Below are 24,398 nucleotides of genomic sequence, written 5' to 3'. Positions count from 1 at the left end.
GCAGATGGCGGTGCCTTGGACGCCATCGTGATTGGTGGCGGTCACAACGGACTCGTCGCGGCGGCGTACCTGGCTCGCGCGGGCCTTCGGGTGCGGTTGCTGGAGCGGCAGGGTCACATCGGCGGGGCCGCGGTCTCGGCGCAGGCCTTCGACGGTGTCGGTGTCCGGCTCTCCCGCTACTCCTACCTGGTCAGCTTGTTGCCGGCCCGCATCGTCGCCGACCTGGGTGCGGCGGTGCGGCTGGCCCGGCGGCGGTATTCCTCGTACACGCCCGACCCCGACGCCGATGGCCGCAGTGGGCTGTTGATCGGTGCTGCCGGCGACACGTTCGCCGCGATCGGCGCCGGCCCCGATGAGCAAGGGTTCGCCTCCTTCTACCGACGCTGCCGACTGGTGACCCAACGGCTATGGCCGACACTGCTGGAACCGCTGCGCACCCGCGAGCAGGCCCGCCTGCATGTCACGGGAAGCGGTGAGCGCGAGGCGGCGGACGCGTGGCACGCGTTGATCGACGAGCCGATCGGGCACGCCATCACCACCGCCGTCGGCAACGACGTGGTCCGCGGCGTGATCGCGACCGACGCGCTGATCGGAACGTTCGCGCGCCTCGACGACCCGTCGCTGATCCAGAACGTCTGCTTCCTCTATCACGTGCTGGGCGGCGGCACCGGGGACTGGGATGTTCCCGTCGGCGGGATGGGCGCACTGACCGATGCCCTGGCAACGGCCGCCGTCGGCCACGGTGCCGAAATCATCACTGGCGCAGAGGTTTACAACGTCGATCCCGACGGCCTGGTGCGCTACCGCACCGGCGACGAGGACCACCTGATAAGGGGCCGGTTCGTCCTCGCCGGCGTCACACCCGCGGTATTGGCAGGCCTGCTCGGCGAACGGCCGCCGACCCCCGCGCAGGGCGCGCAGGTCAAGGTGAACATGGTGCTGCGGCGACTGCCCCGATTGCGCGACGACGGCGTCACCCCCGAACAGGCCTTCGCCGGGACGTTCCATGTGAACGAGACCTGGACCCAACTGGACGCCGGATATTCGCGCGCGACCGCCGGGCATATCCCGAATCCGCTACCGTGCGAAGCCTATTGCCATTCGCTGACCGACCCGAGCATCTTGTCGGCCGACCTGCGCGAATCGGGCGCCCACACGATGACGGTGTTCGGTCTGCACACCCCACACTCGTTGTTCGACGGCAGCTACTCCGGCGCCCTGCGTGACCGGCTGACCGAGTCGGTATTGGCGACACTGAATTCCGTTCTGGCCGAACCTATTCAGGACGTGTTGATGAGCGACGCCCAGGGCCGGCCGTGCGTCGAGACGACGACCACCCTGGACTTGCACCGCACACTCGGGATGACGGCCGGCAACATCTTCCACGGCGGCCTGTCGTGGCCCTTCGCGGACGACGACGACCCGCTGAACACGCCCGCACGACAATGGGGGGTGGCGACCGCCCACGAGCGGATCATGTTGTGCGGCTCCGGCGCCCGCCGCGGCGGCGCAGTGTCGGGCATCGGCGGGCACAACGCCGCCATGGCGGTGCTGGCCTCGCTCTGATTACCTGATCGGTGGCGACCCGCAGCGCCCGGCTACGCCGCGCTCGCGATCGCCACTAGCGCGCGTCGATGGTGGTGTAGTCGCGCTCGGTGTAGCCGGTGTAAATCTGGCGCGGGCGGCCGATCTTGCTGTCACCCTCGTCGTGCATCTCACGCCAGTGCGCGACCCAGCCGGGCAGCCGGCCCAACGCGAACAGCACGGTGAACATCCGAACGGGGAAGCCGAGGGCCCGGTAGATCAGCCCGGTGTAGAAGTCGACGTTCGGGTACAGCTTGCGTTCGATGAAGTAGTCGTCGGTCAGCGCCGCCTCTTCCAGCTCCTTGGCGATCTCCAGCAGCGGGTCGCCGCCGAGCTTGGCCAGGATCTTGTCGGCCTGTTCCTTGACGATCCGGGCGCGCGGATCGTAGTTCTTGTAGACCCGGTGGCCGAAGCCCATCAGCTTGACGCCCTCTTCGCGGTTCTTCACCTTGCGGACGAACTCGCTGACGTCGTCGCCACTTTCGCGGATCTGCTCGAGCATCTCGAGCACCGCCTGGTTGGCTCCGCCGTGCAGCGGCCCCCACAGCGCGTTGATGCCACCGGAGATCGAGGTGAACAGGTTGGCCCGCGACGACCCCACCAGCCGCACCGTCGACGTCGAGCAGTTCTGCTCGTGATCGGCGTGCAGGATGAGCAGCATGTCCAGCGCCCGCACGACTTCGGGGTCGGCCTGATAGGGCTCTGCGGGTAGCCCGAACGTCATGCGGAGGAAGTTCTCCACCAGCGACAGCTTGTTGTCCGGGTAGAGGAACGGCTGGCCGACGGACTTCTTGTAGGCGTACGCGGCAATGGTGGGCAATTTCGCGAGCAGGCGGATCGTCGACAGCTCGACCTGGTTGTTGTCCATCGGGTCGAGCGCGTCGGGATAGTAGGCGCTCAGCGCGTTCACCACGCTGGACAGCACCGGCATGGGGTGCGCGTTGCGCGGGAAGCCGTCGAAGAAGCGCTTGAGGTCCTCGTGCAGCATGGTGTGCAGCTGGATCCGCTTGGTGAACTCGGCGAGCTGGTCCTTGTCCGGCAGTTCGCCGTAGATCAGCAGGTAACTCACCTCGATGAAGGTCGACTTCTCGGCGAGCTGCTCGATCGGGTAGCCGCGATACCGCAGAATCCCGGCGTCACCGTCGATGTAGGTGATCGCGCTCTTGCACGCGGCGGTGTTGACGAAGCCGTTGTCGAAGGTGGTGTGCCCGGTTTTGGACAACAGGGAACCGAGCGCAATCCCGTCAGCACCTTCGGTGGCGCGAACGATCTCCAGGTCGATCTCGCCCCCCGGGTACTTCAGAGTTGCGGTGTCGTCGGTGTCGGCCACGAGAACCCCTTCGCGCTCTGACTGGTATGGCTGCCCTGACTAGGTGCTTATAGGTGAAGGTAGTCGTTGTCGCGTTCGCATGCCTGCCCGGGGTCGGGTCTGTCCCGTCGCACCGACCCCCGGGGCGGGCTAGGGCTGGAGGCGCTCGACGTGAGCGCCGGTGACCCGGATCCGGTTATGCAACCGGTTCTCCCGGCCCTGCCAGAATTCGACCGACTCCGGAGCAAGTAGATAGCCGCCCCACCCCGGTGGCACCGGAATCTGCTCGCGGTCGGCGAAGCGCGCGGTGACCTCGGCCAGCTGGTCGAGCAACGCCGCGCGCGACGCGATCGGACGGGACTGGTGCGATGCCCATGCGCCGAGCTGGGAGCCGCGGGGCCGCTTGGACCAGTAGTCCTCGGTGGCCTCCGGCGTGACCTTGCTCACCGGACCGCGGAGGTGAACCTGCCGGCCCAGCTGGTACCAGGGAAATGTCACCGACGCGTACGGCGTCGCCGCGAGGTCGGCGCCCTTGGCCGAGTCATAGTTGGTAAAAAATGTGATCCCGGACTCGTCGACGCTCTTGCACAACACCGATCGGCTCGTCGGCCTGCCGTCGGCGATAGTGGCCAGCACCATGGCGTTCGGTTCGGCGACGCCGGACCGCTCGGCTTCGTCGATCCATTTGCGCAACAAGGCAACCCAACCGTCATCGAGCCAATCTGCGTCGAGATCGGGACTGCCGTCCTTCTCCGCCGATCCGTATTCCACGCGCATCCTCTGCAGGCGCTCGGAGTCTGGTCCTGCCATCGCGCCAACGCTACCGGGGCTTGCTACCGGCCGGTAGCGTCGGCCCGAACGTGGGGTGTCGGGTAGCCCCGGCGCATTGCTGCGTCGGGGCCCCCTCAGAACCGTGCGAGCGAGTTGCCCCGCACACGGCTCAAGCAAGCCCCGAGGGCGTTGCGGGTTCCGGTCTCGTGCCTGTGCGAGCCCGAAGGCTGCGGTGGCATGAGGTGTGTACCAGGCGGGTTCGGTTTCCGTCCGGCGTGCCGCCTCGCCCGTGGTGGGTGAGGTAGTCGGCAGCGATCGCCCGTTTGACGATGCTCAGCCACCAGCGTTCCCACTCGTGCGGGGATTGCGGGGGCTGATCCGGGGTAAGGACGTGGGTCCCGCACAATGGACAACGCCCGTCCTGTTCGACAAGCAGGCGCAAGTTGTAACTGTCCAACGGGGCCAACATCTTTCGCTGCCGTGCGGCCCAGTACTGGGTCAGGTCGGGGTCGTCTTTAGACGCCCCACCCGCGACCAGCCGATGCCGGACGATTTTGGTCCAGGAAAACTTGGTGAGGTAGGCGATATCGCCACAATCGTTGATTACCCGATCGCGGGCACCAAACACCCACCGGTCATTCCTGAACCGGTTGAACCTGCCGAAGTAGCGGCGCACGATCCACTTCTTCGACTTATTGGGGTGGGTGCGGCGCGCCCACCGATAGGTGAGACACCACACGTAGCTATCCAGCGCCGCGAACGCTTTGCTGGACACCGCCCCCCGGTAGTAGGCGGCCCAACCCCGAATGATCGGGTTGAGCCTGGCGATAAGTGCCACCGCGTTGGAGCCACGCATGCTGCGTATCACCTCGGCGAGCCTGCGCCGGATTCGCCTGACCGCATCCTGGCTCGGTTTAATTAACAGCTTGCCCGGCCGACCACCGCGCCGGTATCGGCGCACATTGAAGCCGAGAAAGTCGAAGCCCTCTTCGAGGTGCGCGATGCGCGTTTTGTCCTCGTTGAAAACCAGACCCCTCGGCGCCAGCCAGTGGGCAAGCCGCTCCTTGACATCTTCGGCCTGTCGCTGCGAAACACAACAGACCACCATGTCGTCGGCATACCTGACCAGAATCGGGGTTCCCGGCATCGCTGCCCCAGTGTTGACACCGGTTTGGCGGTAACCGACCCCAGCGGCCTCCTCCAGCCCGTGCAGCGCCACGTTCAACAGCAACGGGCTGATCACCCCGCCTTGCGGAGTTCCCTCCTCGGTCGGGGCGAAGCCCTTACCCGGTTCGAACACGCCCGCCGCAAGCCAGCGCTTGATCAGCTCCCGCGCGGGGAATCCGTCGAGCGCATCGAGCAGCCGGTCATGATCGATCCGATCGAACGCGGCCGACAGGTCGGCATCGAGAATCCAGACCCGTTGGGCACGAGGGCCTTTCAGGGTCCAATACAACGAGCTGACCGCGTCAGCGCAGCCACGGCCAGGACGAAACCCGTATGAGCGGGCTTCGAACTTGGCCTCCCACTCCGGTTCCAGCGCGTTGCGGACCCGCGCCTGATGACACCGATCCATCAACACCGGAATACCGAGTGGACGCTGCTTGCCGCTGGCCTTCGGAATGTACACACGCCGAACCGGCATCGGGTCCCAGCTCGCGCGACCGCGGTGCACACGCACCGCCATATCCGCCCGCTCTGGTGACGACAAGGCAACCTCGCCATCAATCCCCGCCGTCCGACGCCCGGCATTACGCTGGGTAGCCTGCCGCACACTCACCAACGTGTTCGACCACGACCCCAGCATCAATTTCTGCAGCGACCGGACCATGGCCCAGTCCTGCTCCCGCGTCGCCTTGAAGATCCTGCGCCGCAACCGGATTACGTTCTGCTCATGGACACGCCAGTCAATGGAGTCCCAGTCGAGCGCGACGTCCTCGGGTCCGTTCACCACAATGGTGTCCAACTTGCCCCTTCGGTTCATCAGGCCAACAGCCTCGGTGTTCACAGGCTCACCTGCCCACGTCAGCACCCTTTCGGGTCCGGGCGCACAGGCCCGGCATCCGGCCGGTTCCCCACGACGACCACCGGAAGCAGCGGTCACACCGTCGCGAGTCCCGTCGCCTTTCGGCCACCGGCATCCGCTTCTTGAGCATCCTGTCCCGCCGCGGAATTGCGCCCCTCTTACGATCGGCCTACCGGACCGACTCGGCCCGGACCCCGACGGGGTTTCCACGTTCCACGCACACAAGACACGACCGGAATGGGTGCCCCCTATACCCCGAGGCCAGCGGTGTTCCCACGACCGGCTCTCACTACCCGGTCGCCGCTTGCCGCCCCTTCCAGCGGCCAGGCCCTATCACCCAGGTATTCATCCCGTCTTCCCGGGCTAGAAATAACGAGGCATCATCAGGGGTTCACTTACGTTCACCCGCCCGGCCTTCCCCTCACCCGGTTGCTCCCCCAGACGGAACAGGGGCCCTTGAGCTTTTACCCTGGGCTTCGCACCCCAACAGGCAAGACCCGTCAACGCACGCCAGGGCGGGGATCGATCTGGAACACTGATCGAGAACTACGCACCCGGCATAACCGGCCTCCAATCTGCGAGTCCACTTGCTATGCGCGACTTCGCGTCGCACGCGCAAGACCCGTCAACGCACGCCAGGGCGGGGATCGATCTGGAACACTGATCGAGAACTACGCACCCGGCATAACCGGCCTCCAATCTGCGAGTCCACTTGCTATGCGCGACTTCGCGTCGCACGTGGGAATTTTCCTTACTGGGATCGAGCGGTTGCCACTTCGCATGGGCGAGCAGATCAGGCGCCAAAGACGGTGGCGGGCTACCAGGCGAGCCACCGAATCTCACTGGATGTTAGGGATTTCTTGGCAGTTGGGAGTGGTGGGCTGGCCGTTGAACCGATCCGCGATCCACGCCATTGATCTTTCGCCGTCAACCCACCAGGGCAGCACGTGGTTGAAGATGGCCATCTTTTCGAAGAATGGCGTTTGATAATTGGTCCACAGCTGGACATCGGCGCCTTTGTCGCACCAGTCTTGGGCTAGCTGGCGGACTCCGCCCCACGGCATGAACGGGTCCCAGCGATTAGACTCCAACATCACGGGCACAGCCGGTTTCCTGGTGCCGAGCCGTTGTGCCGCCAGAATGCTATGAACGGGATCGGAGCTGAACAGCTGGTAGGGGTCGGTGTTGAAATACCCGTGGCCGAGGAATTGGTCCCACGGTACGAGGTGGCGGAAGCCGAAATCCCACAGTCCTTCAACGAGGCACATACTCGCCGAGCGGCTAACCAGGTCTTGGCCTCGAGGTGCGAGCGTGGGCGCCAGCACGGGAGCGGCCTCTGGATAGGCGGCCAACACACCGTTGAGCACCCACCCCAGCGCCACCAGGAAAACGTTGCCGTCGACAAACGGGGGAAGCAGGGTCGGGTCCGCAGCTGGGGCGCCGCTCCATGCGCCGACGACGTTCAGGTCGGGCGCGTAGTCCGCGGCGATTTCGGCCGCGTCCGCGGAGGCTTGCCCGCCATTGGCGGACCAGCCCCACAGTGCCACCGGCCCGTGGGGGTGCAGCGACGTGCCGGGCAATTGCATCGCCGCTCGTGCCGCGTCGAGCAGCGGTGGTCCGGACGCATCGCGGATCAGGAACGGCACCGGTCCTGGAGTGCCCACACCGGTGCCATCGGATACCACGACGGCAAAGCCGCGGGCCACCATGGTCGCCAGGAAGCCCTCGTCCAGGTTGAGCATCAGATCCTGGCCCGATGAGAAATGCACGCCCTGGTCCAACAACCGCGACTCTGCGCAGTGGTCTCCCAAGCCCAACGGTGAAGCTGCATAGGCAATCAGCGGCCGCGGACCCGGCCCCGGCCAGGGGTCATTCGGCTCAAGATAGGTTCCAGTCTCTGCGACCGGATTGTGCCGCGCGTCGGTGCTGACATACATGATGCGGGTGGCATGAGCGACCCAGGACCCTAGCTGGCCCGATGGCTCCAGCCTGATGCCGTCCTGCGCCTCCGACCGGATCAGTGCGCCTGGCTGGCCCGGGAGTGGGTTTGGCGGGGTGTAAAACGCATGGTAGCGAGACTGGTCAGACCAGCAATTAGGGTCCGGCTCCGGGCAGTGCTCTTCAAAAGCCGGGTCTGCGGGGTCGGCATGCACGTTCGGGGTGACACTGAGCATCGGCAGCACCAACAGCGCCGCCGCTATCCGCAGCCCCCGCCTTAGTGGGACCACCCCGGCCGCAAATGCCGGGCGACGCACCGGGTGGACTGCTTCGCTCCACTTCAGCGAGCGCACGTCCCTCCGTGCAACCCATTTGCACCAAGCCATCATCGGAACCGTTTTCCTATCTGCTCGCGCGAATCGCTTCGAACACACTGGGGTCGACCAAGGTCGATGTGTCGCCCAGGTCACGGCCCTCGGCGACGTCGCGCAGCAACCGCCGCATGATCTTGCCGCTGCGCGTTTTGGGTAGTTCAGGAACGACATGAATTTCTCTCGGCTTAGCGATCGGCGAGATCTCACGGGCCACCTCGGCACGCAGTTCCGCCACCAGCTCCGCGCCGCAGTCCACGGCGTGGGACTCGAGGATCACGAACGCGATGACGGCCTGACCGGTGGTGGCATCGGAGGCGCCGACCACCGCCGCCTCGGCGACGTGCGAATGCCCGACGAGCGCGGACTCCACTTCGGCGGTGGAAATTCGGTGTCCCGACACGTTCATCACATCGTCGATGCGCCCCAGCACCCAGATGTTGCCGTCGTCGTCGTAACGCGCGCCGTCGCCGGCGAAATACCAGCCCCGCGCGGCGAAGCGCGACCAGTAGGTCTCCTGGTATCGCGCCCGGTCACCCCAGATCCCTCGCAGCATCGCTGGCCATGGCTGGTCCAGGACCAGGTACCCCTGCGCATGTTCACCGACGTCGTGGCTGCGTTCGACGGTGTTGCCCTGCTCGTCGACAACACGTGCGGAGATACCCGGTAGCGGTCGGGTGGCCGACCCGGGAACCGCGTCGGAAACGCCGGGCAGCGGGGAGATCATCGCCGCGCCCGTCTCGGTCTGCCACCAGGTGTCGACGATCGGGGTCCGGTTGCCGCCCAAGACCTCCCGGTACCATCGCCATGCCTCGGGGTTGATCGGCTCACCCACCGTGCCCAACAGGCGCAGGCTGGACAAGTCGTGGGCGTCGGGAATCTGCCGACCCCACTTCATAAAGGTGCGGATCAGCGTGGGAGCGGTGTAATAGATGCTCACCCCGTACTTTTCGATCACCTCGAAGTGCCGATGCTCGTCCGGCGACGCCGGGGTGCCCTCGTAAAGCACCTGCGTGGCACCGTTCGATAGCGGCCCGTACACGATGTAGGTGTGGCCGGTGACCCAGCCGATATCGGCTGTGCACCAGTACACGTCGGTCTCCGGCTTGAGGTCGAACACGTAGTAGTGGGTGTACGACGCCTGCGTCAAGTACCCGCCCGAAGTGTGGATTATGCCCTTGGGCTTGCCGGTCGTTCCCGACGTGTAGAGCAGAAACAGCGGATGCTCGGCGTCGAACGCCGGCGGGTCATGCTCGGGCGCTGCCGTCGCGACGGTGTCGTGCCACCACAGGTCGCGGCCCGCGCCCCACGGTATGTCGATCGCGCATCGCCGCACCACCAGCACGTGTTGGACATGATCGATTCCCGAAATGGCCTCGTCGACGGTCGTTTTGAGCGACACCGCTTGGCCGCGTCGGTACTGACCGTCGGTCGTGATGACCAGCTTGGCTTCGGCGTCTTTGACCCGGGCCCTTAGGGCAGACGCGGAGAACCCGGCGAACACCACGCTGTGCATGATGCCGAGCCGTGCGCACGCGAGCATCGCCACGATGGCCTCAGGCACCATCGGCATATAGATCGCGACGCGGTCACCGGCAACCAAGCCCAGCCCAGACAGCGCGTTGGCTGCCTTGCACACCTCGGTCAGCAGCTCGGAGTACGTCAGGGTCCGCGTGTCACCCACGGGCTCGCCTTCCCAGTGGATGGCCACCCGCTCTCCGTGACCAGCTTCGACATGCCGGTCGACGCAGTTGTAGGCCACGTTGAGCTTGCCGCCGACGAACCACTTCGCAACCGGCGCGTCAGACCAGTCCAGCACGTCGAGGAACGGTGAGTCCCACGACAGCCGGTTGGCCTGCTTCGCCCAAAACGCCAGCCGGTCGACTTCGGCATCGCGGTAGAGCTCGTCGGTTGCGTTCGCGCGCGCCGCGAATTCAGCCGGTGGCGGAAAGGACAACCCGTCTACGCACGTTTCGGACACGCCGCGTTCATACGCAGCAAACGTTGGCTAGTCGTTGGTTCGCGAGCATCGGGTATGCCCACGATTAAAGCGGCGCGCGCGAGAGCTTCGAGATCGGGTCGCGCGGCAATGATCTGTGGTGGCCGATCCCCCCACGGGCTCCGACGACGCCGCGCCAGTAAGCCGAAGATGCCGGCGACGGCCCTGGTGGTCGGTGGCCCGTTGCCCACGGCGTCGCCGTCGCCGGATTACCCCAAGGATGCCCTCTGCGCCGTCCGGGCGCGCTCCCACCGGATGTCGCCTCACCCCTCTGGCGGTCGCGTCCACTGGGGGCCGACGGTTGGGCCGGTCCCCTACCGCATACCCGACGGGACCGCTGGGGATGAGTGGTCGAGCACCATTTAGGGAGTACCGATCCTGGCCTGTCGGCGCAGAGAAAGGACTACAGTAGTTGTACCGATCACATCTCGACGCTAAGGTGCGCAATCTGACACGAAGGGATCTAGGCGGGGCGAAAGGACGATAACGGATGGAGCGTCAGCGGCGATTGCTCCGCCAGGAAATCGAGCGCGCTTGGGCGCGATCTCGACGAGGAGAGGAAGCCGGGTCCGTTGCGGTCACGGACACAGTTGTCCGGCCAGAGATCGCAGAATCTTGGGCGCTCGCACAAGTCGATCCCGACCGAGACAGTGCCCCCTCGCTGGGTGACCTCGACGTCGCGACAAGGTGGCGGGAATCACGCCTTCGCCAACCCGTCTCAGAATTGTCGGACGAGTTGGGGCGCATCGCCGACGACGCCGGCTTTGTTGTAGCCGTGACCGACGAAACCGGGACGATTCTGTGGATCAGCGGTTGCCGGGCGATGCGACGCCGAATTGAGGCGGTGAATTTTATGCCGGGCGGCTGCTGGAGCGAAGAGGCGATCGGCACCAATGCGCTCGGCTTGGCGTTGCGGACTGACCGGCCTTCGACGGTGTTTTCGGCCGAGCACATGGTGGAGCGACTCCACGACTGGGTGTGCTACAGCGCACCGATCCACGACCCGCGTGGGCGCCAGCTCGGAGTCATCGATCTGTCATCCACATGGGAGCGCGCCAACGCTCTTGGGCTCACCACGGTGCGCATGCTGACGTCGACCATCGAGGCGCGGCTTCGCGACACGTGGGCTGGTAGCGAGGAAGATGCCGCCCGGGTGGAGCTGAGGTGCCTGGGCCGATCGCAGGTGCTGGTTGACGGCCTGCCGGTCCATGTCACGCTGCGGCAGGCCGAAATTCTCGCGCTGCTGGCGTTGCGCCCGGCCGGCTATTCCCCGGGTGAGCTTGCCGCCGAAATCTACGGTGACCGTTGCGTGGCGCCTGGCACGCTTAAATGCGAGGTCAGCCATGTGCGCCGCCTGCTCGGTGGCCAACTGGCCGCGCGGACCTACGCGCTGCTCAAGCCGGTCAGCTGCGACGCAGTGGCCGTCTTGCACGCGTTGTCTCGCGGCGATGTGGACACCGCGGTTGAACACTACAGCGGGCCGTTGTTACCGGAGTCTGATGCACCCGGAATTGTCGCGTGGCGCGACCAACTGGAGGTGGCGATCCGGGACGCGGTCCTGGGCAGTTCTTCGGCCGAGTGCGCCCTGCGTCTGGGCGCAGTCAACCCTTACGACTCCGAGATTCACGCCCATGCGCTGCGGGTGCTGCCGCCGACGGATCGTCGCCGGCACCTCGCGATGGGGCGGCTTCACGCTTCTGAGGGCGGTTAACGCATCGGCCTGCGCACGGCGCGTGGTTAAACAACGTTTAACCAACCTTGGCGTGTAATCCTCGTCACGAAAGCACCGGAACGTGTCCCCACGCATATGCGCCGGGCCGAGCGAGGACGAGATGAAATACACCAAACCAGGTACTGCGGGAAGCGTCGTGGACTTCGCCTCCCGCTATGAAAACTTCATCGGCGGCAAGTGGCTGCCGCCCACTGACGGTCGTTACTTTGAGAACCCGTCACCCGTAGACGGACAAACCTTCTGCGAGGTGGCGCGCTCGTCCAGCGCCGACGTCGACCTGGCGCTGGACGCCGCGCACGTCGCGGCCGCCGGATGGGCACGGACGTCGGTCGCCGAGCGCGCCAACATCTTGAACAAGATTGCCGACCGCATCGAGGAGCACCTTGAGGAGCTCGCGGTCGCCGAAACCTGGGACAACGGGAAGCCGGTCCGCGAAACCCTCGCCGCCGATCTTCCCCTCGCCGTCGACCATTTTCGCTACTTCGCGGGCGCGATCCGCGCGCAAGAGGGCGGTGTCGGTGAGATCGACGAGAACACTGTCGCCTACCACTTCCACGAACCGCTCGGCGTGGTCGCCCAGATCATTCCCTGGAACTTCCCCATCCTGATGGCGGCCTGGAAGCTCGCCCCGGCACTGGCCGCGGGCAACTGCGTGGTGCTCAAGCCGGCCGAGCAGACCCCGGTCTCGATCCTCAAGGCGATGGAGGTGATCGCCGACCTGCTGCCGCCGGGTGTCCTCAACGTAGTCAACGGCTTCGGCGTCGAGGCTGGCAAGCCCCTGGCCAGCAGCCCGCGGGTCGCGAAGGTGGCGTTCACCGGCGAGACCACCACCGGCCGGCTAATCATGCAGTACGCCAGCGAGAACATCATCCCGGTAACGCTGGAGTTGGGCGGCAAGAGCCCCAACATCTTCCTACCCGACGTGATGGCCGCCGACGACGAATTCCTGGACAAGGCCATCGAAGGGTTCGTCATGTTCGCGTTCAACCAGGGCGAGGTCTGCACCTGCCCGTCGCGCGCCCTCGTCCACTCGTCGATCTACGACGAGTTCATCGCCCGCTGCCTGGACCGCGTCAACGCGATCACCAGCGGCAGCCCGCTGGACAAAAACACCATGATCGGCGCTCAGGCCAGCAACGACCAGTTCGAAAAGATCTTGTCCTACATCGACATCGGCAAGAAGGAGGGCGCCGAACTCCTCGCCGGCGGCAACCCGCGGAAGGTCGCCGAGCACCCAGACGGCTACTACATCGAGCCGACGATCTTCAAAGGCACCAACGACATGCGGATCTTTCAGGAGGAGATCTTCGGTCCGGTGCTGTCGGTTACCACGTTCGACTCCACCGACGAGGCACTCAAGATCGCCAACGACACCCTCTACGGCCTGGGTGCGGGTGTGTGGACGCGCGACGGCAACACCGCCTACCGCCTGGGCCGCGAAATCAAAGCCGGTCGGGTGTGGACCAACTGCTACCACGCCTATCCCGCGCACGCGGCGTTCGGCGGCTACAAGAAATCCGGTATCGGCCGCGAAAACCACAAGATGATGCTCGACCACTACCAGCAGACCAAGAACCTGCTGGTCAGCTACTCGCCGAACAAGCTGGGGTTCTTCTGATGACCACAGCCGGTTCACGGGTCGACATGACGCCGGCGGCGGCGGCGGTGTTGGAACGGCTCATCGCCAGACACGGTCCGGTGATGTTCCACCAATCCGGCGGCTGTTGCGACGGCAGTGCCCCGATGTGCTACCCACGCGGGGAGTTCCGTACGGGCGCGTCGGATGTGCAGCTCGGCACGGTCGGCGACGACACGCCGTTCTGGATGAGCGCCGATCAGTACGAGTACTGGAAGCACACCCACCTCACCGTCGACGTCGTCAACGGGCGCGGCGGCGGATTCTCTCTGGAAGCCCCGGAGGGGGTGCGCTTCCTGATCCGGTCCCGCCTCCTGACCGACGCGGAGTGCGCCGACCTTCCCCGAGCGTGTGCTAGCTGAGACAGGGGAAAGCGAAGCGGCGCCCCACTACACAACCGAATACCAAACCAGATCAAGTAACGACAAAAGGAGTAACGCGATGACTTCTGTATTACCGGGAAAGGTGACCGGCCGGCCCGACGCGCCGCACGCCACCGTCAGCGGACAGGAGGTGCACTCCTGGCTGATGGACCTGGGGTGGGACTCCGACACGATCCGCGGGAAATACCCGACCAAGTACAAATTCGACCCCAACGCTCGTGAGCAGTTCAAGCTTGTCGCTCGCGACTACGGCCGGATGGAGGGCGAGAAGGACGACCGCCAGTACGGCAGTCTGCTCGACTCGCTCGCGCGGCTGAAGGCGCCGACGCGGGTCGAGCCCCGCTGGGCCGAGGTCATGAAGCTGCTCGCCGGCGCATTGGAGCTGGGCGAGTACAACGCGATCGCCGGCTCGGCGGTCATGGCGGACACGACCCGCTCACCCGAGCTGCGCAACGGCTATCTCATGCAGGTCGAGGACGAGGTGCGCCACACCACACAAACGCACTACTTGGCGAAGTACTACGCCGGTCAGTACTACGACCCGGCGGGCTTTGTCGACATGCGCAAGTGGCGCTACATCAACCCGCTGTTCCCGCCCACGATGCAGGCCTTCGGCGAGAACTTCTGCGCGGGCGACCCGGTGTTCGCGTCGCTGAACTTGCAACTGGTGGCCGAGGCGTGCTTCACCAACCCGCTGATCGTGGCGATGACCGAGTGGAGTGCGGCCAACGGCGACGAAATCACGCCGACGATCTTCCTCTCGATTCAGTCCGACGAGATGCGGCACATGGCCAACGGCTACCAGACCATCGTGTCGGTGGCCCACGACGCGGACAACATGAAATACCTCCAGACCGACCTGGAAAACGCGTTCTGGCTGCAGCACCGCTTCGCGACTCCGATCGTGGGCGCCGGTTTCGAATACGGCGCGGTGAACAAGCTCGAGCCGTGGGCCAAGGTGTGGGACCGCTGGGTGTACGAGGACTGGGGCGGCATCTGGCTGGGCCGGCTGGAGAAGTTCGGGGTGAAGTCGCCGGCGAACCTTGCCGACGCCAAGCGGCAGGCGTATTGGGGTCACCACTACACCTACGCGGTGGCCTACGCGGTGTGGCCGTTGCTGGGGTTCCGGATGGACCCGCCCAATGCCCGCGACATGGAGTGGTTCGAGAACAACTATCCGGGCTGGCACTCCGAGGTCGGCCACATGTGGGACTCCTGGCGGGAGATGGGTCTGGCCGACCCCGCCCACCACAAGCTTCCCGGCCAGTTGGTCAACGACGCGGGAGTGCCGATCTATTTCTGCCGTGTGTGCAACTTCCCGGTCATCATCCCCACCCTCACCGGGGCGCTGGGGGATGTCCGCATCCTGGAGCACAACGGCCGCAAGCACTCGCTGTGCTCGCCGTGGTGCGAGCGGATGTTCCTCAAGGAGCCCGAACGCTATCAGGGCGAGAACTTGTGGGAGAAATTCGACGGATGGAACATCGCCGACGTGGTGCACGCCGCGGGGGCGGTACGCAGCGACGGCAAGACACTCAACGCCCAGCCGCATCTCAACAGCGAGCGGATGTGGACCCTCGATGACCTGCGGGCCTGCAACGCGATTATCCGCGACCCGTTGACACACGGCGGCGTCTGGCTGGAAACGGTATAACACCAGTCGCCGGCGGCCTGCCCGAGCATCGTGCAGGCCGCCGGGGCTCCAAACCACAAAACCTCCCGCGCGTCTCCTGCTCTATGCATCCGCGCCGGAAACCCAGAGAACGAGTGAGGACCGATGACTATAACCGAACAGCCGGGCGCCAGCCAGGTTGCACCGGGTGAGATGAGCCCGCGTCGCGCCTTTCTGAATCCCGCCTACGACATCGAGCGGGAACCGCTGGAAACGCGACGAACCTCGCAGTGGTATGCCAAGCCGTATCGGCGGCGCATCTCCGAGTACGAGTCGCTGTTGCTCTACGCACAGTCGGCCCCCGACTGGATTCCGGGCGCGCTCGGTGTCGGCGGCTTCTGCAACAAATTTTCCGGTGGCCGCGCACCGTGGGAGAACTACACGACCGAGGCCAAATCGTCGGACTGGTTCGTGTTCCGGGATCCGTCCGGTCGTGGCCAGCCCACCTACGTGGCGCAGAAAGCCGAGGAGAACGCCGAGGCAGAACGCATGTTCTCGGCCTTCGCTGACCAACAAATGTACCGGGACCTGGACCGGGAGTGGACCTTCGACGTCATCGCTACCGCGCTCGGGGCGTTCGCGCATCACGAATACGGCCTCTTCGGAACACTGGTGGGCGCGCCTGCCCGCGACGTGTTCACCGACGTGCTGCGCCAGGCAGTGATCACCGGAGCGATCGACCACCTCGACAACGCCGAGATGATCCAGGCCGAGAAGGTGTTCTTGTCCAAGAATGTCGACGGTTTCTCCGCCGACGTCGCGCCCGCCCGGGAGTTCTGGCTCTCTGACCCGGCGTATCGGACCGCCCGCGAGATCGTCGAGCGGCTCTGGGGCGACGTATACGACCACATCGAGATCATCTTCGCGGTCTTCATGGTGCACGAGCCGCTGTTCGGGCGCTTCGCCCGGCAACAGTTCTTCCACCGCCTGGCGCCCTTGCACGGAGATCAGCTCACCCCCGCGATCATGTGGCCGACCATCACGGCCGGGGATATCGACGCGAAATGGGCCTTCGAGCTCTTCGGCCACGCGTTGGGGCAGGACCCGAAGTTCGGCGACCACAACCGGGCATTGATGCGGTTGTGGGCACGAGACTGGCTGCCCAAGTCGGTGGCGGCGATGGCCGAGTTCGCGCCGATGTTTGCCCGGACCAGCACCCTGCGGTCCCACGTTTCCGCGGAGGCGGTCAATGAGGCTGCGACGCTCGTTATCGGCGACTGGGCACGTCGTTACGCGCCGATCTTCGGGTTCGAGGTGGACGTCGACGAGCTGGTCAAGAGCGTGACCGACGCGATTGCGGCTGTGCGGTGACGTGTTGCTGCACGACCCTCGCCTGAGCACCGAATTGGAAAAAAATGCAACCCCTTTCGATGGAGCAAAGTATGACCGTAAACAATCCGCCGGTGGCAGCCCCGACCGGTGAGGAAAAGCGTGGGCTGAAAACCATTACCACGGCCCAGCGCATTGCGAAAGAGTTCAACCCTCAGGCGCTACAAGACCGGATGTATGGCGAAGGTGCTGCGGCTCCCGTCGTGGAATCCCGGCGCGTCGTGCTGTGTCTCATGAAGAGCACGGAAGTCGAGCTCGTCGTGGACGAGCTGATGGAGGAGTACGCCGACGACGATTCCTTCGTCGTCGAAGACGCGGGCACCTTTTATCGGTTGGAAAACGACGAAGGTTTCGAGATCGATCTCGACATTATGGAGCCGTTGATAGGACATCGTTACGACGTCTTCGACTTCATGGTCAACGTCACAACCACAATCGGTCGCGCTTACAACGACGGGAACAAATTCGTGATGACCACGAAATTGATGGGGTTGGAGGAAGCGCTTCCCACGTTCCAGCGCGACGAGGACGACGACGCCCCGGACCTGAATCACATGCGGGGCGCAGGTGGCGAGCGGTAATCCGGAGGCGCCGGAGTTCCCGGGGTGCTGCCCACCGAAGCGGTCGGAGCAAGTATGGACGACATTGAGCGAATCATTTATGAAGACGAAGAGTTCACGGTGATCGTGGACGAGTCGTTCCCCTGTTGGGAATGGTTCATCTATCGGGGCCAAGACGCTATCCAGAATGGTGTTTCGCTGACCGAAAGGTCGGCATGCGAGGCGGGCCTGAAGATATTGGCCTACCTCCAGGGGCGCGGATGAACCACCAGGGTGAGCTGGCTGACGCAACCAGGGAGGTGCGATGACTCATCAGCTAAAGCTGTTTTTCGAAGACGACCACGAGGCCGTCATCTCGTGCGGGCCTGATGAGGACGTGATTTCGGCAGCATTGCGCCAGGGTCTCATCCTGATGAGCGAATGCCGGGAGGGCGTGTGCTCCACATGCAAGTGCTTCCTGGCCGACGGTGAGTACAGCGAGCTGCTGCCACATTCTGTCTACGCGTTGTCGCCCAGCGAGCAAGAAGAGGGATATGTTCTGGCGTGCCGGCTGCGGCCGACGTCCGATATGGAGATCGAGTTCGACTACCCGTTCTCGATGGTGCAGCAGTACCAGGAAACCGAACGACGCGGGAGCCTGGACCAGATCGAGATGGTATCGGACACGGTGGCCCGGGTGGTCGTGCGGACCATGGCCGCTCAAGACCCACTCCGCTTCCTGCCCGGCCAATTTGTGCGGATCGCGTTGACCAATGGCGTGAGCCGAGACTTCTCGATGGCCAACCTTCCCGACGATTCCAGACGGCTCGAATTCTTCATTCGGGTCTACCCCGACGGCGAATTCTCTAGCTACATCGCCGGCGAAGCGAGCCATGGAGAGCAGGTGACCCTCTACGGCCCGCGGGGCAAATTCATCTTGCGTGACAACGACCGCACACCGGTCTTCATCGCCGGCGGCACCGGCCTGGCACCCGTGTTGGCGATGCTGCGCCAACTCGCCGCGGAGCGGCCCGCCCAACCGGCGGTGTTGATTTTCGGAAACACCAACGTGGGAGACGTGTTCGGCGCGGACGAACTGAAAGTGGTCACCGAGCAATTGCCCAACCTTCACGTGGTTAGCGGGGTCGTCAACCCGGACGACTCATGGACCGGTGAGGTCGGTACCGCGACCGAGATCGCTCACAAGTACATCTCGGAAAACGACCGCTCTCAATTCGAGTACTACTACTGCGGTCCACCCAAAATGATCAGTGCAACAACACAGATGCTCGAAGCGGCAAGCGTGGCGCGCGATTTGTGCCACCACGAAGATTTCGTGCCCAGCAGAATGGAGGAAACTAATGGCTGACCAACCACGTTCGGGACGGCGGCGCTCACGAGAACCCGAATCGGTCGGTGCCGATTTTCGGCTGGAGCCCTCGCCGTACGGCGATAGCGCTCTGCGGTCCGAGTGGGCCGCTCGTGCCGACGCGCTGACCACGCTCGACGAAGCGGTGGCGACCCTGATGAAATGGCGGACCGATTTCTGGGGCCGCGAAGATCAGGACAGCCTCTGGATCGAGGCTCGCCTGGAAGAACGCGTGGCCGTGCTGCGGCTGCAGTCGATGTCCGACGAGGAATTCCGCACCCGGACGTTGACCGGCGAGTGCGCCCGCGAAGTGTGCGCCAACGTCGCCGAGCGTGCCGCGGTGGCCGGTACGGATTACCAGGAGCTCGAGCGGATCAACGACGAGTTCCGCTCCAGGTACAAGCCGCCAGTCATGCCGACCAACTTGTTCCTGCCGGCCGAGCGGGACCTGGCCGAAAAGCTCATGACCTCACGGACCGTGGACTGGTACGGCAAGTCGCTGGAAGAGCTGCGCGCCGAACGCGGGGTCGTCGTCCACGCGGCGCCTTCACAAGATTGAAACCACCATCGCACCAGCTCTCGTCGTCGCGGTAATGGTCGGTGTGCACTTGAGCGACTAAACCGCAACCCCTTTCACGATTGGAATGAACAAATGACCGAAACCCTTGAAACCGCCAGAACTGGCGACGCGGCCCACACCACGATGCGTGCCGCCGTCGTCACCGAATTCGGCGTCCCGCTGCAGATTTCCGAAATCGACCTACCCACACCCGGATACCGGGAGGCGCTGGTCAAGCTGGAAACCTCCGGGGTGTGCCACACCGACTTGCATGCCGCGCACGGTGATTGGCCCGTCAAACCGCAGCCGCCGTTCGTGCCGGGCCACGAAGGATGCGGGACGGTAGTCTCGGTCGGTGAGGGGGTCGACGACCTGAAGGTCGGCGACAAGGTCGGCAACGCGTGGCTGTGGTCTGCCTGCGGGCGCTGCGAATATTGCCGCACGGGGTGGGAAACCTTGTGCGAGAAGCAACGAAACGCCGGATATACCGTCAACGGCAGTTTCGGCAGCTACATGCTGGTCAATGCCGACTACGCGGCTCGCATCCCCGACGGCGCCGACCCGTTGGAGGTCGCCCCGATTCTGTGCGCGGGCGTCACCGTCTACAAAGGCTTGAAAGAAACCGAGGCCCGACCCGGGCAATGGGTGGCGATTTCCGGAGTCGGGGGGCTCGGCCACATCGCCGTGCAGTACGCCCGCGCGATGGGGCTGCGAGTGCTGGCCGTCGACATCGACGACTCCAAACTGGAGCTGGCGACCCGGATGGGCGCCGAGGTCGCCTTGAACGCACGTACCACAGACGTCGCCGCCGAGGCCCACAAGATCGCTGGGGGGATGCACGGAGTGCTGGTCACCGCTGTGCACCCACAAGCGTTCGGGCAAGCCATCGGGCTGGCGCGCCGAGGCGGCACCATCGTCTTCAACGGCCTACCGCCGGGCGAATTCCCGGCGCCGATATTCGACATCGTGCTCCAAAGATTCACCATCCGCGGCTCGATCGTCGGCACGCGCCAAGATATGGCCGAAGCCCTCGACTACTATGCCCGCGGCCTTGTCAAGCCCGTGGTGACAGCCGCCAAGCTGGAGGACATCAACGACGTGTTCGGGCGCATGGAGCGCGGAGAAATCGAGGGCCGCGTGGTCATCGACTACCGCAACTAGCGACAGTCGGTCAGTCGTAGGTGCAAAGAGCACCTTGCCATAGCAAAGAGCAGTGCGTGCCGCGCTGGGTGATCCGGGTGGGTGTCGCGGTTGGTAAACCCATCCTGGCACCCTGCGTGGTCACTTGCTGGGCAGGTATTGGGATTACAAACCTGTGAGGAGCATCCCTAGGATGAGTACACCAGTGAACGGAATAGACGTTGAAGCTCTCGGGCAATTCGCCGAGACCGTCAGTCAGGATGTCTCGAACGGCAGCGTCCAGTTCGCCGTGAAGACTCAATGGGAGGGACAGACCCGGTCGACCACCACTGTCAAATCGTATTCGTTGGGGGGCAAGCGGTATGCACGGGATTTCACCATTCGAGCCGATGAGCCGGTCGAACTGCTCGGCACCAGCACCGCGCCGAACCCGCAGGAGCTGGTCATGGCGGGCCTCAACGCCTGCATGACGGTGGGGTATGCCGCCGTAGCCGCGACCAAGGGGATCGCGATTCGGTCGCTGGAAATCGAGACTACGGGCGAACTGGACCTACGGGGATTCCTGGGCCTAGATGAAGCCGTCAATCCTGGATACGACGAGATTCACTACACCGTTCGCATCGACGCCGACGCAACGCCCGAACAAATCCAAGAAATCCACGACGCCGTCAGGCGCACATCGCCAAACTTTGCCAACTGCGCCAAGGCGATTCGCATGATCCCCAAGCTTGAGATGGTCAGATCCTAGGGCACGTCAGCGGTCTGGTCTCGCGGAAATTTGCTAGTGAAAAGACGTCGGCTAGCGCCCCAGCAGCGGCGTGACCAATTGCTTGACACAGCGGCCGCGATGTTCGCGGAAAGGCCTTATGAAGACATCTTCGTCGAGGACATCGCCGCCCGAGCTGGCGTGTCGAGAGCCTTGTTGTATCACTACTTTCCCAGTAAACGGGGCCTGTACGCGGCGATATTCAAACGAGCTAGTCACCGGTTGTCGAGGTGCACCAATCCCGATCCGGAGATGCCGCTGGCAGAACAGCTTGCCAGCGGACTCGAGGCACACATCCGATATTTCGCCGATCATCCTTTTGAAGCAATCGCGGTCAACCGCGGCGCGTTGTCCGACGACCCGGCGATCCAAACGATCATCGCGGAAGAGCTGAATGTCATTGGCCAACGCCTGACCGACAAACTCGTCGCCGAAGGACATCCCCGTGACAGCACCGAGATAGCCGTCAGGGCTTGGCTGGCGTTCGTTCGCGCAGCTTGCGTGGAATGGGTTCAGTCGCAGAGGATTACGCAAGCCGGCCTCTCCGAAATATGTCTACGCGCATTCGGCTGCGTTCTCGGGCACCCCACCGTGGCGGACCCAGCCGAAGGAATCACCAATACACGCCTGCGCCTGGGGCCTTCGGCAGCTTCGCCAAGTTCATGGCGTCGATCGCCACTGACAGCGAGAAGCGAAACGGCAACGCATAGTCCTTCATGCGGAAGGCCGCCGGCGATATCGTCGCCAAAGCCCACCGCAGCGCGACGCGCGCGGCCAGATCATATCGCAGACGGACCATTAGCTACTTGACCTGAAAATCCCCTCGCTGACGGGCTGTGCGGTGTCCTACCCGGTTCGGCTGGCGAATATCTCGAACGAATCATTGAACGGCTCATCGAGAGGAACAGTGACATGGATGTGACCCGTGGATTACTCGCCCTGCTAGAGGCCAAGCCTGGTAAGGGCGATGCGCTTAGCACGTTCCTCGCGGCCGGCCGCGCCACCGCGGTGGCCGAGGAGGAAACCGTCACCTGGTATGCCTTCAGACTGAGCGACACCACTTTCGGGATCTTCGATACGTTCGCCGCCGAGGATGGTCGGCAAGCTCACCTCAATGGTCAAATTCCCGTAGAGCTCGGCAAGGTATCGGACGACTTGCTGGCAAAAAAACCCGATATTCGCCCGGGTAGACATCATCGCGGTCAAGTAGCGGATGGCGGTGAGTCTGTCGACAGCGGCGCCCGTGGCGATGCGGGCGGCGGCATCGCCCTCGACAATGGGGCCACCCAGCTGCGGTAGGGTTCGTCCGCGATGTTGGCGTGTCCATTCCGAAAACGGGTCAGAGCTCTTGCAACGGAATACGTCTTCGGTCGCCGATTAGGACATCGCAACCTCGAAGCGAATGGGGCCGGATTACCCGTCGGCGGTCAGCAAGCTCCGAAGGTGGTCACGGTCCCGCTCGTCAAGCGGCAGCAACGGCCGGCGCGGCTCCCCCGCCCAAATGCCCAGCAGATCCAGACCTGCTTTCACCGTTGTGGCCAGCCCGCCGGCGACGATGAACTCCAGCAGCGGTTTGAGGAACGACTTCTCAGTAAGGTGGGACGTCACTGGAGCCTGCCCAGGGACGTTCACACGTGCTCCGAACATGGGGGTCGGTAAGCACCCACTTGAGGAACCTCAAACGGCACACCGACACAAGAGACCGCGGGCCGACCTGACCTGAGTGCCGACGTCCCGTAAGGGTGGTTCGGTGATCCGTCCCAGTGAAGGGGGGCTAAGCGGCATACTGGCTTTGTGACGGAGCTGAAGATCGGCTACGCGCGCGTATCGACAGTCGATCAAGATCTCACAGCGCAGCGAGACGCGCTCGCTGCGCTTGGTGTGGACCCAAAGCGGATCTATGTCGACCACGGTCTGACGGGCACGAACCGAGACCGACCCGGATTGCGCCAAGCGCTCGCCGCCTGCCGCAGCGGCGACACGCTCGTCGTAACCAAACTCGACCGCCTCGCCCGGTCCGTTCCCGACGCACGCGACATCGTCGACGAACTCACCGCCAACGGCGTGCGTCTCAACATCGGCGGCTCGGTACACGACCCGACAGACCCAATCGGCCGGCTGCTGTTCACCACTTTGAGCATGATCGCCGAGTTCGAAGCCGACCTTGCCCGCGCCCGGACCCGGGAGGGCATGGCCGTCGCCCGGGCCAAAGGCCGACTGCGCGGCAAGCAGCCCAAACTCAGTCCACGGCAGGAGGCGCACCTCGTCGAGCTCTACCGCGCCGGAGGACACACCATCGGCGAGCTCGAGGAGCTCTTCCCGGTCACCCGCTCGACGATCTACCGGGCGGTCGCGCGCGCCGGCGGGCGAACGACCGCGACGTCAATACAGAGCGCAACGCGATGACCGATCTCGTCGGGCGCACCACACGTGGGATCTTCCGCGACTTGATGACCAACAGCACGGTCGGCGCGATCAACACCGCGTTTCAAGACGAAGGCTTCGCGCCCGATCCCGACTGCCGCTACGAAGACAACAGCGTGCGCCGACAGACCACCCAGTCGTACCTGGATGCGGTCGACTGGACCGACCCGCGACACGTCGGCCGATTTCTCCGGGTCACCGAACGGTTGCTCAATGGCTGGGAACCTCAGGGCCTCAGCCAGTTTCACCAATCGCTGCACCGCGACGGCTACCAGGTCGATGAGCAGACCGGCCAGATCACTCCAGCCGGGCCACAGCTGTCCATCGAATCGATTGCGAGGCTCGCCGACCCGTCAGCCATCCGCGAGGGCTTCGAGCGCATCAGGCGCGCCATCAGCGACGATCCCGCGCTCGCGGTCGGCAGCGCCAAGGAACTGATCGAAAGCACCGCCAAGGTCATCCTCACCGAACGCGGCCAGCCCTTCGACGACAAGTACGACCTACCCAAACTCGCTCGCGCAGCACAGCTTTCACTCGGGCTCGACCCCACCACCGGGTCCGGACCAGATGGCAGCGACGGCGTCAGGCGCATCCTCGGCGCGGTGACCACCATCGCCAACGGACTCGCCGAACTGCGCAACCGCGGACTGGGCACCGGGCACGGTCCGGCAACCGCGCGCGTCGGTCTCGGCACCCGGCACGCTCACCTCGCAGTCAACGCGGCGCTCACCTGGTGCCAGCTGATGCTCGACACCCTCGCCGACCCTGAAGCGCCCTGGCGCAAGGGTCACTCATAAGCGCGGCCGAACGAAGATCACGAAAACACCCAGATTCGTTCCGTTGCTAAGCCG

General features: G+C 64.5%; 21 protein-coding genes and 1 pseudogene. 16 read left to right on the top strand and 6 right to left on the bottom strand.

Features of this window, described 5'->3' with window-relative positions; genetic code table 11:
* Positions 1-15 precede the first annotated feature (15 nt).
* Positions 16-1,566 carry a phytoene desaturase family protein gene (locus H7J89_RS12090; RefSeq protein WP_264043729.1) on the top strand — a complete coding sequence of 517 codons (1,551 nt, stop codon included), beginning with the start codon at positions 16-18 and terminating at the stop codon, positions 1,564-1,566.
* 55 nt (positions 1,567-1,621) lie between these two features.
* Here the strand turns inward: H7J89_RS12090 and H7J89_RS12085 are convergent, their stop codons facing one another.
* The 5 genes from H7J89_RS12085 to acs form a co-directional block, all read right to left on the bottom strand.
* Positions 1,622-2,914: a citrate synthase gene (locus tag H7J89_RS12085; RefSeq protein ID WP_264043727.1), complete on the bottom strand. Its 1,293-nt coding sequence runs from the start codon at positions 2,912-2,914 to the stop codon at positions 1,622-1,624.
* A 129-nt stretch (positions 2,915-3,043) separates the two neighbouring features.
* On the bottom strand, positions 3,044-3,703 hold the full coding sequence (gene pdxH / locus H7J89_RS12080) for a pyridoxamine 5'-phosphate oxidase (RefSeq protein ID WP_264043725.1): 660 nt from the start codon (positions 3,701-3,703) through the stop codon (positions 3,044-3,046).
* A 130-nt stretch (positions 3,704-3,833) separates the two neighbouring features.
* Positions 3,834-5,672 carry a group II intron reverse transcriptase/maturase gene (ltrA, locus tag H7J89_RS12075; RefSeq protein ID WP_264043723.1) on the bottom strand — a complete coding sequence of 613 codons (1,839 nt, stop codon included), beginning with the start codon at positions 5,670-5,672 and terminating at the stop codon, positions 3,834-3,836.
* An 857-nt stretch (positions 5,673-6,529) separates the two neighbouring features.
* Positions 6,530-7,864, bottom strand: a complete 1,335-nt coding sequence (locus tag H7J89_RS12070; protein WP_425563462.1) for a lipase family protein — start codon at positions 7,862-7,864, stop codon at positions 6,530-6,532.
* Positions 7,865-8,030: 166 nt separating this feature from the next.
* A complete protein-coding gene (acs, locus tag H7J89_RS12065; protein WP_264043719.1) occupies positions 8,031-9,980 on the bottom strand; it encodes an acetate--CoA ligase in 1,950 nt (649 codons plus the stop codon).
* A 508-nt stretch (positions 9,981-10,488) separates the two neighbouring features.
* On the opposite strand from acs, the gene H7J89_RS12060 reads away from it, so the two are divergent.
* The 13 genes from H7J89_RS12060 (at position 10,489) to H7J89_RS12000 (ending at position 22,422) form a co-directional block, all read left to right on the top strand.
* Entirely contained in the window at positions 10,489-11,709 is a 1,221-nt protein-coding gene (locus H7J89_RS12060) for an AfsR/SARP family transcriptional regulator (RefSeq protein ID WP_504928405.1), read from the top strand.
* Positions 11,710-11,830: 121 nt separating this feature from the next.
* Complete coding sequence (gene exaC / locus H7J89_RS12055) at positions 11,831-13,348, top strand: acetaldehyde dehydrogenase ExaC (protein ID WP_264043855.1); 1,518 nt, start codon at positions 11,831-11,833, stop codon at positions 13,346-13,348.
* Positions 13,348-13,728 (top strand): DUF779 domain-containing protein, encoded by a 381-nt coding sequence (locus tag H7J89_RS12050; RefSeq protein ID WP_264043715.1) that lies wholly within the window; start codon positions 13,348-13,350, stop codon positions 13,726-13,728. The genes exaC and H7J89_RS12050 overlap by 1 nt, the downstream gene beginning before the upstream one ends.
* Positions 13,729-13,807: 79 nt before the next feature.
* On the top strand, positions 13,808-15,403 hold the full coding sequence (locus tag H7J89_RS12045) for a ferritin family protein (protein ID WP_264043713.1): 1,596 nt from the start codon (positions 13,808-13,810) through the stop codon (positions 15,401-15,403).
* 123 nt (positions 15,404-15,526) lie between these two features.
* On the top strand, positions 15,527-16,732 hold the full coding sequence (locus H7J89_RS12040; RefSeq protein ID WP_264043711.1) for a ferritin family protein: 1,206 nt from the start codon (positions 15,527-15,529) through the stop codon (positions 16,730-16,732).
* A gap of 71 nt (positions 16,733-16,803) precedes the next feature.
* On the top strand, positions 16,804-17,331 hold the full coding sequence (locus tag H7J89_RS12035) for an MmoB/DmpM family protein (protein WP_264043709.1): 528 nt from the start codon (positions 16,804-16,806) through the stop codon (positions 17,329-17,331).
* 54 nt (positions 17,332-17,385) lie between these two features.
* A complete protein-coding gene (locus tag H7J89_RS12030; RefSeq protein ID WP_264043708.1) occupies positions 17,386-17,574 on the top strand; it encodes a hypothetical protein in 189 nt (62 codons plus the stop codon).
* 40 nt (positions 17,575-17,614) lie between these two features.
* On the top strand, positions 17,615-18,658 hold the full coding sequence (locus H7J89_RS12025; RefSeq protein WP_264043706.1) for an FAD-binding oxidoreductase: 1,044 nt from the start codon (positions 17,615-17,617) through the stop codon (positions 18,656-18,658).
* Positions 18,651-19,217 carry a methane monooxygenase gene (locus H7J89_RS12020; protein WP_264043704.1) on the top strand — a complete coding sequence of 189 codons (567 nt, stop codon included), beginning with the start codon at positions 18,651-18,653 and terminating at the stop codon, positions 19,215-19,217. The genes H7J89_RS12025 and H7J89_RS12020 overlap by 8 nt, the downstream gene beginning before the upstream one ends.
* 93 nt (positions 19,218-19,310) lie before the next feature.
* The gene (gene adhP, locus H7J89_RS12015) at positions 19,311-20,378 is read left to right on the top strand and encodes an alcohol dehydrogenase AdhP (RefSeq protein ID WP_264043702.1); all 1,068 of its coding nucleotides are present in this window, start codon (positions 19,311-19,313) and stop codon (positions 20,376-20,378) included.
* A gap of 172 nt (positions 20,379-20,550) precedes the next feature.
* On the top strand, positions 20,551-21,105 hold the full coding sequence (locus tag H7J89_RS12010) for an OsmC family protein (protein WP_264043700.1): 555 nt from the start codon (positions 20,551-20,553) through the stop codon (positions 21,103-21,105).
* A 99-nt stretch (positions 21,106-21,204) separates the two neighbouring features.
* Positions 21,205-21,933, top strand: a complete 729-nt coding sequence (locus H7J89_RS25910; RefSeq protein ID WP_372513769.1) for a TetR/AcrR family transcriptional regulator — start codon at positions 21,205-21,207, stop codon at positions 21,931-21,933.
* 102 nt (positions 21,934-22,035) lie between these two features.
* On the top strand, positions 22,036-22,422 hold the full coding sequence (locus tag H7J89_RS12000) for a putative quinol monooxygenase (protein ID WP_264043697.1): 387 nt from the start codon (positions 22,036-22,038) through the stop codon (positions 22,420-22,422).
* 114 nt (positions 22,423-22,536) lie between these two features.
* On the opposite strand, the pseudogene H7J89_RS11995 reads toward H7J89_RS12000, so the two are convergent.
* Positions 22,537-22,701: pseudogene (locus H7J89_RS11995) on the bottom strand (dihydrodipicolinate synthase family protein); the annotation flags it as partial.
* 225 nt (positions 22,702-22,926) lie between these two features.
* Here H7J89_RS11995 and H7J89_RS11990 point away from each other — a divergent pair.
* Together H7J89_RS11990 and H7J89_RS11985 are read left to right on the top strand one after the other, a co-directional pair.
* Positions 22,927-23,529, top strand: coding sequence for a recombinase family protein (locus tag H7J89_RS11990; RefSeq protein ID WP_264043852.1), 603 nt, complete (start codon positions 22,927-22,929; stop codon positions 23,527-23,529).
* Positions 23,526-24,344: an abortive infection family protein gene (locus tag H7J89_RS11985; protein WP_264043695.1), complete on the top strand. Its 819-nt coding sequence runs from the start codon at positions 23,526-23,528 to the stop codon at positions 24,342-24,344. Before H7J89_RS11990 ends, H7J89_RS11985 begins: the two co-directional genes overlap by 4 nt.
* Positions 24,345-24,398: the final 54 nt, after the last annotated feature.

The sequence above is a fragment of the Mycobacterium paraffinicum genome, assembly GCF_025822865.1.
Classification (GTDB): domain Bacteria; phylum Actinomycetota; class Actinomycetes; order Mycobacteriales; family Mycobacteriaceae; genus Mycobacterium; species Mycobacterium paraffinicum.
This window is presented reverse-complemented; position numbering and strand designations above follow the sequence as displayed.

What these genes read in the sequence shown, in the direction of transcription:
- pdxH (WP_264043725.1), bottom strand. Translation starts at nt 3,703, where the DNA reads ATGGCAGGACCAGACTCCGAGCGCCTGCAGAGGATGCGCGTGGAATAC.
- H7J89_RS12070 (WP_425563462.1), bottom strand. Translation starts at nt 7,864, where the DNA reads ATGCTCAGTGTCACCCCGAACGTGCATGCCGACCCCGCAGACCCGGCT.
- H7J89_RS12060 (WP_504928405.1), top strand. Translation starts at nt 10,489, where the DNA reads ATGGAGCGTCAGCGGCGATTGCTCCGCCAGGAAATCGAGCGCGCTTGG.
- exaC (WP_264043855.1), top strand. Translation starts at nt 11,831, where the DNA reads ATGAAATACACCAAACCAGGTACTGCGGGAAGCGTCGTGGACTTCGCC.
- H7J89_RS12050 (WP_264043715.1), top strand. Translation starts at nt 13,348, where the DNA reads ATGACCACAGCCGGTTCACGGGTCGACATGACGCCGGCGGCGGCGGCG.
- H7J89_RS12045 (WP_264043713.1), top strand. Translation starts at nt 13,808, where the DNA reads ATGACTTCTGTATTACCGGGAAAGGTGACCGGCCGGCCCGACGCGCCG.
- H7J89_RS12040 (WP_264043711.1), top strand. Translation starts at nt 15,527, where the DNA reads ATGACTATAACCGAACAGCCGGGCGCCAGCCAGGTTGCACCGGGTGAG.
- H7J89_RS12035 (WP_264043709.1), top strand. Translation starts at nt 16,804, where the DNA reads ATGACCGTAAACAATCCGCCGGTGGCAGCCCCGACCGGTGAGGAAAAG.
- H7J89_RS12030 (WP_264043708.1), top strand. Translation starts at nt 17,386, where the DNA reads ATGGACGACATTGAGCGAATCATTTATGAAGACGAAGAGTTCACGGTG.
- H7J89_RS12025 (WP_264043706.1), top strand. Translation starts at nt 17,615, where the DNA reads ATGACTCATCAGCTAAAGCTGTTTTTCGAAGACGACCACGAGGCCGTC.
- H7J89_RS12020 (WP_264043704.1), top strand. Translation starts at nt 18,651, where the DNA reads ATGGCTGACCAACCACGTTCGGGACGGCGGCGCTCACGAGAACCCGAA.
- adhP (WP_264043702.1), top strand. Translation starts at nt 19,311, where the DNA reads ATGACCGAAACCCTTGAAACCGCCAGAACTGGCGACGCGGCCCACACC.
- H7J89_RS12010 (WP_264043700.1), top strand. Translation starts at nt 20,551, where the DNA reads ATGAGTACACCAGTGAACGGAATAGACGTTGAAGCTCTCGGGCAATTC.
- H7J89_RS25910 (WP_372513769.1), top strand. Translation starts at nt 21,205, where the DNA reads ATGTTCGCGGAAAGGCCTTATGAAGACATCTTCGTCGAGGACATCGCC.
- H7J89_RS12000 (WP_264043697.1), top strand. Translation starts at nt 22,036, where the DNA reads ATGGATGTGACCCGTGGATTACTCGCCCTGCTAGAGGCCAAGCCTGGT.
- H7J89_RS11985 (WP_264043695.1), top strand. Translation starts at nt 23,526, where the DNA reads ATGACCGATCTCGTCGGGCGCACCACACGTGGGATCTTCCGCGACTTG.